We start from the raw sequence: 10865 nt of genomic DNA on the forward strand, positions 1-10865 counted from the left end.
GCGGTCCATCGGGCCGTAGACCGAAGCAAGTCGCACCGAGACCGCCGACAGGTCGAACAGGTCGGCATAGCGGTTGGTCACCATCTCGGAGGCGAATTTCGAGATGCCGTAGAGCGTCAACGGCGCGACATAGCCGTCTTCCGGCAGCGGCTCGCTGCTCCAGTCGGGGCCATTGTGACGGTAGACGGAGCCGGAACTGACATAGACGAAGCGCTTGAGGTCCGGTCTCTCTCGCGCCCAGTCCAGCATCCGCACGGTGCCCATTAGATTGACGTCGACGATGCGGGCCGGGTCTTCGGCCTCGGGCTGCCGTTTTGCCTCCGAGGCGCTGCCGCGCGAGATCGGCGTGATTGTCGCGCCATGCACGATCGCCGTGATGCCTTGCTCGTCTAGCGCCGCGGACCAGGCTTTCGGGTCGAGGACGTCGGCGGCGACCACTGTGAGCCGGTCGCGCACCGGGGCGAAATGCTTTTCGGCCGCCGCGTCCAGGCCGGACCGGTCGAGGATCACGGCCCGGGCTTGCGGATCGCGGTCGAGCCATGCGCGCGCGACCACGCTCATGACAAAGCCGGTGCCTCCGGTGACAAGCAGCGTCATGTGAACTCCTTCTAAGTTGAACGAACAGGATCAGCGCGTTGCATAGCCGCCGTCCACGAGCATGTCGGATCCGGTGACGAAGGATGCGTCCGATGACAAAAGGAAAGCGGCCGCCGCGGCGATCTCATCCGGCTCTGCGATGCGGCCGAGCAGATGGGCGGGGCCAAGACCCGCATTGGCGGCCTCGAAGTCCGGAAATCTGCGCAGCAGGCGCGCTGTCGCCACCGCGCCCGGCGACAGGCTGTTGACGCGCACATTGTCCGGCGCATGGTCGACCGCCATCGCCTTGGCGAGATGGATCAGCCCCGCCTTGGCAGCGCAATAGGCGACGGCATTGGCGGTGGCGACGCGTCCGAACTGCGAGCCGATGAACACCACCGAGCCGCCGCCACCCACCGCGATCAACGGCACCGCGAACTTGCTCATCAGGAACGCACCGGTCAGGCTGACGTCGAGTTCGCGGCGCCAGGACTGTTCGTCGAGATCGACGACGGTGGCATTGGTCGATGGCGCGGCGGCGTTGTGCACCAGTCCGTCCAGCCGGCCGAAGCGCTGCCTTGCGATGTCGACGGCGCTGCGAGCCTGCTCCGCATCGGTCACATCGCAGCCGCAGGCGGAAGCGGCGGCGCCGAGCTCATCGGCAAGGGCTTGCGCCGCCTCCAGCTCATAATCGGCGCAGATCACGCCGGCGCCTTCCGCGACGCAGCGCCGGGCAATGGCCGCGCCAATGCCGCTTGCGGCGCCTGCTATCAGGACAGCGCTGCCTTCGAGACGGTTCATCGCGGCCTCCTCAAACCCGTTCCTCGATACGTTGCATGACCGGCGCCGTGACCGGCCGGCGCAGAAGATTGTAGCAGGCGGCCAACGTGACCAGGGCAGCGCCGCCGCCGAGCAGCAGGAACATGGCGGGAGGTCCAAGATGCGCCATCAACCCCGCGGCGACGCCCGGCGTTGCCACATTGCCGATCGAGTAGAGCAGGAGCAGCGTGCCGGAGGCGGCGACCATGTGCCGGCTATGAAGCTGCGATGCGCCGAAGGCCATCGCCACCGGATAGATCGTCAGCGCCGTGGCGCCATAGATGAAGAACAGCACGAAGAGCAGAGGCACCGACAGGGTGCCGACCCAAGCGATCAAGGCGCAGGCCGTCACCGATACCAGCCCTTGCACCAGCAGTATCAGGCGGCGGTCGAAACGGTCAGAAAGCCAGCCGACCGGGGTCTGCGCCACCATTCCGGCAATGCTTATCGTGGTCACCAGCCAGACCGTGGCCGCCGCCGACAGGCCGATCTGCGTTCCGTAAAGAGGCGTCAGCACGAAGACGTTCATGTTGGTGATGCCGCCCTGGAAAATCGCCACGACCGTCACCGGCGCCAGCCTGAAGAGCGCCAGCGGTCCCAGCCGCCTGTCTGCCTTGGCTCCGGACGCGGGCGCCGGATCACTCGGCACCGAAGGCAGCGCCGGCCAGCGCACCCCGGCGAAGTTGGGCGCAAAGGCCACAAGCACCGTCGCCATCGCGACCAGAAACAGATGCGGAGATTGCGGACCGACCATCGCCACCAGGACCTGGCCAAGCAGCACGGCAATCGCCGTCGTCAGCATGTAGAGCGCGAATAGCGAGCCGCGATTGTGCTGTTCGGCATAGAGATTGATCCAACTCTCGCAGACGACGAACATCGAGGCCATCGACATGCCGCCGAGCAGCCGCAAGCAGAACCATGCCGGCATGAAGTCGGTAACGACGAAGCCCAGGGCCGACAGCAGCGCAGTTGCCAGGACCAGCAGGAATGTCCGCTCATGGCCGTAGCGGGTGACCAATGGACGCGTCACTAGGCATCCGATCAGGAAACCGGCCGGATAGGCGGTCAGCACGATCTGCACGGTTCCGGGATCGACGCCGGCTTTGCCGAGGTGGAACGACACCGCTGTCGTCAGCATGGCGCTGCCGATACAGGCGAAACAGACGCCTGCCATCATCGGCAGCGTTGCGCGGGAGCGCTCGGCGTTCTGCCAAAAGCGCATCGCGGATTGACCGATCGATCCCATGAATGCCGCGCCTGGCCGACTAGGACGGACGCCGGAGATCGCAAGCAGGATCGACAAGCGGCGCCGGATTCTTGTGCATTGCGACGGCTCCCCTTGGCAGTCACGCTGGCCGGCGGCTGCTCTCCCAAACAGAAGCTACACCCAGTCATGCCTGCTGCAAGCGAAGATTGACACGGCTATGGCGTCATTTTTTTTGGCCATCCCGGCGGCGGAAAACGGCGTTGCGCCCTGCGAAAGGCTTTACAGTCCTTTAGTGCGCTCCCTACGATAGGTCGCCTGTCAAAGATCGAGAGGGGACCCCGAGATGACGATCGAACGTCTTGAGAACGGCCAACGCTTTTGCCGGGTGTTGCGCCATAACGGCACCGTTTATGTTTCCGGCCTGACGGCGGACGACCTTTCAAGCGACACCACCGCGCAGAGCAAGCAGATATTCGCCAAGATCGATGCGCTTCTGGCCAAGGCCGGCAGCGACAAGTCGAAACTCCTGAGCGCTCAGATCTGGCTGCGTGACATCGCCGACTTCGACATGATGAATATGGCTTGGGATGCCTGGATCGACCGCAGCGCCATGCCGGTGCGCGCGACGGTGGAGGCGCGGCTTGCCGGCGACCAGTATCGCGTCGAGATCATGGTGACGGCGGCGGTCGGCTGACGCCGATTGGGGTGGGCAAACCGAATGCATGAGCTGGTGATCAAAGGCGGACGCGTTGCCCTCGACGACGGTTGGGCCGAATGCGATATCGCCATCGACGACGGCCGCATCGCCGCCACCGGGACGGGCCTGGCCGGCAAATCCTTGATCGGCGCCGGCGGTCGTTGGGTCATGCCGGGCGGCATCGATGCCCATTGCCATCTCGACCAGCCGGTCTGGGGCGGGGCCGGCAATGCGGATGATTTCGAATCCGGCACCATCTCGGCTGCCTTCGGTGGCACGACATGCATCGTCCCGTTCGGCATGCCGGGTCCGGAGATGAGCACCGTCGCCGCCATCGATCGAGCGCTCGACCGTGCCACAGGGCGCGCGGTGATCGATTACGGGCTGCACGCGGTGGTGACCATGGGCACCGGCCCGGATGTCGAGCAACAGCTTTCGCTGCTCGCCGGCCGCGGTATCGCGTCGGTCAAGCTGTTCATGACCTATCAGGGCTTTGCCGTCGATGACGATCTGTTCTTCAGGGTGCTCGATGCTGCCCATAGGCTTGGCTGGATCGTCATGGTCCATGCCGAGAACGATGCCGCCATAAGGCGCACGCGGCAGCGCCTGATCGATCTCGGCCGCACCGATATCCGCTACCATGTCGTTGCCCACAGCGAGACAATGGAGCGGGAGGCAACGCATCGTGCGTTGGCCTTCGCCGAAATGACCGGCGCGCGCATGACCATCGTCCACGTCTCCTCCTGGCAGTCGGCCGAGGAGGTGGCGCGGGCGCGCGGGCGAGGGGTGGATGCGATAGCCGAGACCTGCCCGCAATATCTGTTCATCGGCGCCGCCGACCTCGACCGGCCGGCCATGGATGCGGCGCGCTTTGTGTTTTCGCCGCCGCCGCGCTCGCCGCGCAGCCATCGGCATCTGTGGCAGGCGCTGATCGATGGCGGCATCGACCTGTGGTCGTCGGACCATTCGCCCTATTTCTTCGCCGACAAGATCGCTCGGTCGCAGACACCCGACTTCACCACCACGCTGAGCGGCATTCCCGGCATCGAGACTCGTCTGCCGCTGCTCTTCTCGGAGGGACTGCTGAGCGGCCGCCTGACGCTCGAGCGCTATCTCGATCTCACCTCGCGCAACGCCGCCGCGATCTATGGCCTGGCCCATGCCAAGGGGCGCATAGCGGTCGGCCTCGATGCCGATCTGGCGCTGTGGGATCCGACAGTGACCTGGACGCTCGGGCACCGGGCGCTGCATTCGCGTGTCGACTTCACGCCCTATGAGGGCAGGAGCGTGACGGGCAAGCCGACCACTGTGCTGGTGCGCGGCGTGCCGGTTGTCGCCGACGGCGAACTCCAGGTGCAGCCGGGGTTCGGACAGTTCGTAGAGCGCAGCGCCGCCGATCCGGCCCGCTCGGGAAAACCAGTCGAGGAGATGATGCCGTGGCTCGATGCCTGACTATCGCGGTCGCCCAGACCGGGCCAATCCAGCGCAGTGCGACGCGGAGCGAGACGGTCGATCGCCTCATCCACTTGCTGGAACAGGCAGCTTCCGCCGGGGCGGAGATTGCCGTGTTTCCCGAGATGGCGCTGACCACTTTCTTCCCGCGCTGGCGCATCGACGATCAGGCGGAGATCGACGCCTTCTTCGAAAGGGCAATGCCGGGGCCCGAAACGCGATGCCTCTATGATGCCGCCGCCCGCCTCAAGATCGGCTTCGCGCTCGGCTATTGCGAGATCGCAAGGGAAGACGGCCGCACGCGCTGTTTCAACACCATGGACCTTGTCGGCCCGGACGGGCGGTTCATCGGCCGCTACCGCAAGATGCATGTGCCGGGGTCGAGCGAGCCGGAGGAAGGCATCACCACGCATCTCGAACGTCGCTATTTCGAACCGGGCAATCTCGGCTTTCCGGTCTTCGACTATCGCGGCGTGCGTGTCGGCATGGCGATCTGCAACGATCGCCGCTGGCCGGAAACCTACCGCATGCTTTGCCTCAATGGCGCCGAGGTGGCCTTGCTCGGCTACAACACGCCACTGCTGCTCGACGAGGCGCCGGCGCTGGCGCATCTGCGAATGTTCCACAACCATCTGCCGATGCAGGCCGGCGCCTACCAGAACACGCTGTGGGTCGCTGCGGCCGCCAAGGCGGGGCTGGAAGACGGCCAGGCACTGATCGGCGGGTCCTGCATCATCGCGCCGACCGGCGAGATCGCCGCGCAGGCGATGTCGCTCGACGACGAGGTCATCGTCCACCGCGCCGATCTCGACCTGATCGAGACCTGCCGGAAAGTGAATTTCAACTTCGCGCTCTATCGCCGCCCCGACCAGTACCGGCGCATTTCCGAACCGGCCTGAGATCGAAACTTGATGGCCCCCAGCGAAACCAGCCAGGACACGGCGCCGCGCGCGACCGAGCCGCTGTCGCTCGGCGAGATCGTGGAAAACGGTCTCTGCATCGGTTGCGGGCTCTGCCGTTCGATCGCCGGTCCCGGCAAGGTCGAGATGGCGATGACGCCGGAAGGGCGCGAGCGGCCGGTGGCGATGCAGGTGTTGGTCAGGTCGACGCTGACGCGGGTCAACGCAGTCTGCCCGGGAACGCGCATCGCCGGTCCACCGCCGGCGCAGGCGAGCAATGCAGCGTTGACGGACACCGTCTGGGGCCCCGCCGAACGGCTTGTGCTCGGACGCGCGGGAGATCCCACGGTGCGGTTTGTCGGATCGGGAGGCGGTGTGCTGACGGCGCTTGGGCAATTTCTGCTGAGCTCGGGACGCGTCAAGTTCGTGCTGCATGTCGCCGCATCACGCTTACAGCCGATGCGCAATGAGCGGCGCCTGAGCTTCGATGCCGTTTCGATGATCGAGGGCGCCGGCTCGCGCTACGGCCCCACGGCGACGCTGGTGGATTTCGACGACATCCTTGATCGCGGCCAGCCCTTCGCGCTGATCGCCAAGCCTTGCGATATCACCGCCGTGCGCAATTTGGCGCGGCTCGATCCGCGCGTCGACCGATATATGCGCTATGCCCTGGCCTTCGTTTGCGGCGGCGCATCGGACCTTTCGAAATCGGAACAGGTGTTGCGGCGTTTCGGCCTCTGCGAGGACGAGCTCACGCTTTTTCGCTATCGCGGCCATGGCAATCCCGGCCTCAACCGGATCGAAACCAGGGACGGCCGCGCCTTCGAACTCACCTATCGGCAGTTGTGGGAGGACGAGGACAAATGGATGACCCAGCCGCGCTGCAAGATCTGTCCGGACGCGATCGGCCAGGTGGCGGATATCGCGGTTCATGACGCCTGGCTGAATGGTGGGCCGGCGGTCGAGGATGAGCTGCTCAACAGCATCATCGTGCGTACCGGGCGCGGCCTCGAACTGTTCGATGCGGCCGTCGACGCCGGCGCTCTGGAGATCAAGCGCGAGACCGGCATTGCCGAAATCAGCGAGTTGCAGTCGCACCAGGTGCGCAAGCGGCGCGCCGTCTGGGCGCGGCTGAAAGGCATGGCGATCGCCGGCAGGCCGGTGCCTTTTGTCACCGATCTCGCCCTTGCAGATTGCGCCGCGCAGAATTCGCTGGCGGAGAATCTGGCCGAGGGGCGCGGCGCTCGCGACCGCGCGCGGCGCGGACGCCTGGGTGAGCCGCCTGCCGTGCCGCGCGAAGGCCGGGCAATCATGTTGAAGGATGGGTTGAGATGAATGCCGCCGAGGAAACGGACGTCATCATTATCGGCGGCGGCATGGCCGGTGCCGGTGCGGCCTTCGAGATATCCCACTCCGCAAAGGTGGTGCTGCTCGAGCGGGAAAGCCATTGCGGCTACCACACGACCGGACGCTCGGCGGCAAGCTTTACCGAAAATTACGGCAACGGCGTCATCCGGCGTATTGTGCTTGCCAGCCGGTCTTTCCTGACCGAACCGCCAGCTGGATTCTCCGAGTATCCGCTGCTTGGCAAGCGCGGCATGATCACCGTGGCGCGCGCCGATCAGATCGATCTCCTGCGGGAGGATCTGGCGGCCGCGCAGGGGCTTGTGCCCTCCATCGTCGCCATGACGCCGGCCGAAGCGATCGCCAGCGTACCGGTGCTGCGCGCGGAGTATCTCGCCGGCGCCTATATCGAACCGCATTCGATGGACATCGACGTCAACGGCCTGCACCAAGGTTATCTGCGCGGCGCCCGCGCGCGCGGCGCGCGCATCGTCACCAATGCCGGCGTGACGGCGATCGACCGGCAGGGCGGCCAGTGGCGGGTCGAGACGCGGGCGGGGACCTTTCGCGCGCCAATGCTCGTCAATGCAGCCGGCGCCTGGGGCGACGAGGTCGCCATCATGGCAGGGGTGCGCCCGGTCGGCCTGCAGCCGAAACGCCGCACCGCCTTCAACATTCCATCGCCCGCAGGGGTCGACATATCGGACTGGCCGCTGGTCAACGATGTCGGCGCCGAATTCTATTTCAAGCCGGATGCCGGGCAGCTGTTCGTCTCGCCGGCCGATGCGACGCCGTCGGTGCCGATGGATGCTTATGCCGAGGACATCGACGTCGCCATCGGCGCCGAGCGTCTCGAAAGGGTGACCACGATCGAGGTGCAGCGCGTGTCGCGCTCCTGGGCGGGCTTGCGGACCTTCGTCGCCGACGGATCGCCGGTGGTCGGGCCGGATGATGAGGTTCCAGACTTTATCTGGCTGGTCGGGCAGGGCGGTTACGGCATCAAGACCTCACCGGCGCTGTCGCGCGTCTGTGCCAGTCTGATCGCCGGCAAGGGTTTTCCGGACGATGTCGCTAGGCAGGGCGTTTCGATGGACGATCTCACGCCACACCGGCTGCGCGGCGTCGATCCTCAAGCCAGGCAGGTTGCTTGATGAGCAGTGCCGCGCTGACTGGCGGCGGCAGGCTGGCCGGGCATCTGCTGGAGAGGCTTGCGCAAGCCACGGCCGACCCACCGGGCGTAACCCGCGCGGCTTATGGGCCCGGCGAGCGTTTTGCCCACGCCCTCATTCGCGACGAAGCCGAGCAGCTCGGCGCCACGGCGCGCGTCGATGCCGCCGGCAATCTCTATTTGACGCTGAAGGGCCGTAATCCGGATTTGCCGATGATCGTTCTCGGTTCGCATCTCGACAGCGTGCCGCATGGCGGCAATTTCGACGGCGCCGCGGGTGTGGTGGCAGGGCTGGCCGTGATGGCCGAACTGGTCGGGCAAGGCATCCAATTGCCGCGCGACCTGATCGTGCTGGCGACCCGCGCCGAGGAAGCGGTCTGGTTTCCGCTGTCCTATCCCGGCAGCCAGGCAGCTGTCGGCCTGCTGGAGCCGATAGCGCTGGAAGCGAAGCGGTCGGACAGCGGACGCACGCTGGCTGACCATATGCTGGAGGAAGGTTTCGACCCTGATGCCGTGCAGCGCGGCGTGCCGGGCATCGATGCCGGACGGATCGCGGCTTTCGTCGAAGTGCATATCGAGCAGGGACCACGCCTTGTCGCATCCGGCGCGCCGGTCGGCATCGTCACCGGGATCGCCGGCGGGTTTCGCTATGTCGACGCGACCTGCCTCGGCGCCTACGCGCATTCCGGCGCCGAGCCGCGCTTCGCCCGGCATGACAGCGTGCTCGGCTTTGCCGATCTGGTCGCCGGCCTTGAAGCGGAATGGGACGCGCTCGAGCGCGACGGCCATGAAGCCACCATCACCTTCGGCCGCGTGCAGTCCGATCCTGCGCAACACGGCGGCAGCCGCGTCCTGGGCGAGCTTCGCTTCACACTCGATGTGCGTAGCGCCGAGGCCGCCGTGCTGGACCGGATCGAGGCAAGGCTGCACGCGCTTTTCACAGAAGTAGGCAAGAAGCGCGGCGTCAGCTTCGAGGCCGGACCGCGCTTCACCTGGGAGCCGACGACGATGTCGCCGGCGTTGATAGCGAGGCTGGACCGCGCCGCCGCCGAACTGCAAATTCCGGCGCCGCATGTGCCGAGCGGAGCGGGGCATGATGCGGCAAGCTTTGCCGGCGCCGGTATTGCGACCGCCATGATCTTCGTGCGCAACGAGAATGGCAGCCACAACCCGCATGAAGCCATGGAAATCGCCGATCTCGACCAGGCGATCCGCCTGCTTCTTCAATTCGTCACCCACTTCGACAACCCCCCGGGACAGCCATGAACCTTGCCGCGACCGCCTTGCTCGTCATCGATCTGCAAAACGAGTACCGTCCCGGAGCCGCCTGGCCGGTCATCGGCTATGACGCGGTGCTCGCCAATGCCGCCGCGCTGATCGAAGCCGCCCGCGCAGCAGGCGTGCCCGTCATCCATGCGCAAGCCTGGGTGCAGCCGGAAGAACGCGACGGCTATGTAAGGCAGGAGGAAACCCTGACCGAGGAATTCCGCTCCGCCGTGGCCGGCAGCGATGGCGCCGCGATCTGCGCCGAGGTGGCGGCGATGCCCGGCGACATCGTCATCCACAAGCACTGGCCGAGCGCCTTTCGCCGCACCGACCTTTCAAGACGGCTTGCCGACCTCAAGGTCGAGAACCTGATCGTGACCGGGGTGCTGACCGACAGCTGCGTGACCGAGAGCGTGTTCGACGCAGTCTATCAGGGGTTCAGGGTCTGGCTGGTCAAGGAGGCCTGTGGCAGCATGAGCGAAGCCATGCACCGCATCGGCATGCTCGACATGGCCAACCGGCTCTATGGCGGCGGCATCCTGCGCCTTCCCGAGGCGCTGAAGGCGCTTGCCGGCCAGCCTTTCGACGGCTGGCGCTGCACGCGGCCGGTTGAGTTCGTCTACACGCTTGAGATGGTGGACCGGATCTACGAGGCCTTGTGATCGGCGCCGCAGCCGCATGTGCCTCGGACAACCTTTGAAGCTGAGGGCTTGAGTACCGTGCCCGGCAGCGATCCGGTCGCCTTGCCGTCAGTCCACACGGACACGCCGTTGACGAAGACATGCTCGATGCCGGCGGCGGGCCGGCGCGGTTCCTCGAAAGTGGCGGTGTCGATGATCGTCGCCGGATCGAAGATGACGAGGTCGGCGAAATTGCCTTCGGCCAGCAGGCCGCGTTGCTGGATGCCGAATTCACGCGCGGGCAGGCCGGTCATGCGGAACACCGCCTCCTGCAGGCTGAACAGGCCGACATCCCTGGCGTAATGGCCGAGCACGCGCGGAAACGTGCCCCATAGGCGCGGATGCGGATGGATATCGTGCGGCAGGCCGTCCGAGCCGATCATCGTGCGCGGGTGCGCGATGATGTTGCGCACATCCGTCTCGTCCAGCTGGAAGTAGACGGCGCCCGCCGGCAGCAGGCGCTGGCCCGCCTCGCGCTCACTGCAGTTCCATTCGCGCGCGATGTCGGCGATCTCGCGCCTCGCCATTTCAGGATGCGGATCGGACCATGTGACGAGGATCTTCAGACCCGTGTCGCAGCGCTCCAGTCGCAGCACCGTCGAGCTCGCGGCATAGGGATAGACATCCATGCCGATGTCCATCGTTTTGCGCGCCTGATCGATTCTTTCCAAGGACGGACGGCTCTTGCCGAAATTGGCGCGGCCGGTGCATTGATGGTGCGAAATGAACAGCTTGCCGCTGGCATGATCGGCAATGT

Annotated in this window: 11 protein-coding genes; 7 read left to right on the plus strand and 4 right to left on the minus strand. The window is 65.9% G+C overall.

Translation table 11 applies throughout. The features are described 5' to 3' along the window. The 3 genes from EN964_RS12150 to EN964_RS12160 all read right to left on the minus strand — a co-directional run. The coding region (locus EN964_RS12150; RefSeq protein WP_164775792.1) for an NAD(P)-dependent oxidoreductase at window positions 1-597 on the minus strand (597 nt) is incomplete at its 3' end. A gap of 30 nt (window positions 598-627) precedes the next feature. Beyond that, the gene (locus tag EN964_RS12155) at window positions 628-1377 is read right to left on the minus strand and encodes an SDR family NAD(P)-dependent oxidoreductase (protein WP_127267692.1); all 750 of its coding nucleotides are present in this window, start codon (window positions 1375-1377) and stop codon (window positions 628-630) included. 10 nt (window positions 1378-1387) lie between these two features. After that, window positions 1388-2641 carry an MFS transporter gene (locus tag EN964_RS12160; protein WP_127267693.1) on the minus strand — a complete coding sequence of 418 codons (1254 nt, stop codon included), beginning with the start codon at window positions 2639-2641 and terminating at the stop codon, window positions 1388-1390. A gap of 304 nt (window positions 2642-2945) precedes the next feature. Here EN964_RS12160 and EN964_RS12165 point away from each other — a divergent pair, with 304 nt between their 5' ends. The 7 genes from EN964_RS12165 to EN964_RS12195 are packed head-to-tail and all read left to right on the plus strand — an operon-like array spanning window position 2946 to window position 10090. Beyond that, a complete protein-coding gene (locus EN964_RS12165; RefSeq protein WP_127267694.1) occupies window positions 2946-3296 on the plus strand; it encodes a RidA family protein in 351 nt (116 codons plus the stop codon). A 24-nt stretch (window positions 3297-3320) separates the two neighbouring features. Further along, complete coding sequence (gene hydA, locus EN964_RS12170; RefSeq protein WP_127267695.1) at window positions 3321-4751, plus strand: dihydropyrimidinase; 1431 nt, start codon at window positions 3321-3323, stop codon at window positions 4749-4751. After that, window positions 4736-5650, plus strand: a complete 915-nt coding sequence (locus tag EN964_RS12175; protein WP_127269642.1) for a nitrilase-related carbon-nitrogen hydrolase — start codon at window positions 4736-4738, stop codon at window positions 5648-5650. Before hydA ends, EN964_RS12175 begins: the two co-directional genes overlap by 16 nt. A 12-nt stretch (window positions 5651-5662) precedes the next feature. Next, entirely contained in the window at window positions 5663-6985 is a 1323-nt protein-coding gene (locus EN964_RS12180) for a Coenzyme F420 hydrogenase/dehydrogenase, beta subunit C-terminal domain (RefSeq protein WP_127269644.1), read from the plus strand. Beyond that, complete coding sequence (locus tag EN964_RS12185; RefSeq protein ID WP_127269646.1) at window positions 6982-8145, plus strand: FAD-binding oxidoreductase; 1164 nt, start codon at window positions 6982-6984, stop codon at window positions 8143-8145. Before EN964_RS12180 ends, EN964_RS12185 begins: the two co-directional genes overlap by 4 nt. Beyond that, entirely contained in the window at window positions 8145-9428 is a 1284-nt protein-coding gene (locus EN964_RS12190; protein ID WP_127269648.1) for a Zn-dependent hydrolase, read from the plus strand. Before EN964_RS12185 ends, EN964_RS12190 begins: the two co-directional genes overlap by 1 nt. Next, window positions 9425-10090 (plus strand): cysteine hydrolase family protein, encoded by a 666-nt coding sequence (locus EN964_RS12195; RefSeq protein WP_127269650.1) that lies wholly within the window; start codon window positions 9425-9427, stop codon window positions 10088-10090. Before EN964_RS12190 ends, EN964_RS12195 begins: the two co-directional genes overlap by 4 nt. On the opposite strand, the gene EN964_RS12200 is transcribed toward EN964_RS12195, so the two are convergent. After that, the coding region (locus tag EN964_RS12200) for an amidohydrolase family protein (protein WP_164775793.1) at window positions 10075-10865 on the minus strand (791 nt) is incomplete at its 5' end. The genes EN964_RS12195 and EN964_RS12200 overlap by 16 nt on opposite strands.

Source organism: Mesorhizobium sp. M7A.F.Ca.CA.001.10.2.1, assembly GCF_003998575.1.
Classification (GTDB): Bacteria; Pseudomonadota; Alphaproteobacteria; order Rhizobiales; family Rhizobiaceae; genus Mesorhizobium.

Bases quoted from the DNA above. Each gene is read 5' to 3' on its own strand.
- hydA (WP_127267695.1), top strand. From the start codon at position 3,321: ATGCATGAGCTGGTGATCAAAGGCGGACGCGTTGCCCTCGACGACGGT.
- EN964_RS12160 (WP_127267693.1), bottom strand. From the start codon at position 2,641: ATGGGATCGATCGGTCAATCCGCGATGCGCTTTTGGCAGAACGCCGAG.
- EN964_RS12185 (WP_127269646.1), top strand. From the start codon at position 6,982: ATGAATGCCGCCGAGGAAACGGACGTCATCATTATCGGCGGCGGCATG.
- EN964_RS12155 (WP_127267692.1), bottom strand. From the start codon at position 1,377: ATGAACCGTCTCGAAGGCAGCGCTGTCCTGATAGCAGGCGCCGCAAGC.
- EN964_RS12180 (WP_127269644.1), top strand. From the start codon at position 5,663: ATGGCCCCCAGCGAAACCAGCCAGGACACGGCGCCGCGCGCGACCGAG.
- EN964_RS12190 (WP_127269648.1), top strand. From the start codon at position 8,145: ATGAGCAGTGCCGCGCTGACTGGCGGCGGCAGGCTGGCCGGGCATCTG.
- EN964_RS12195 (WP_127269650.1), top strand. From the start codon at position 9,425: ATGAACCTTGCCGCGACCGCCTTGCTCGTCATCGATCTGCAAAACGAG.
- EN964_RS12165 (WP_127267694.1), top strand. From the start codon at position 2,946: ATGACGATCGAACGTCTTGAGAACGGCCAACGCTTTTGCCGGGTGTTG.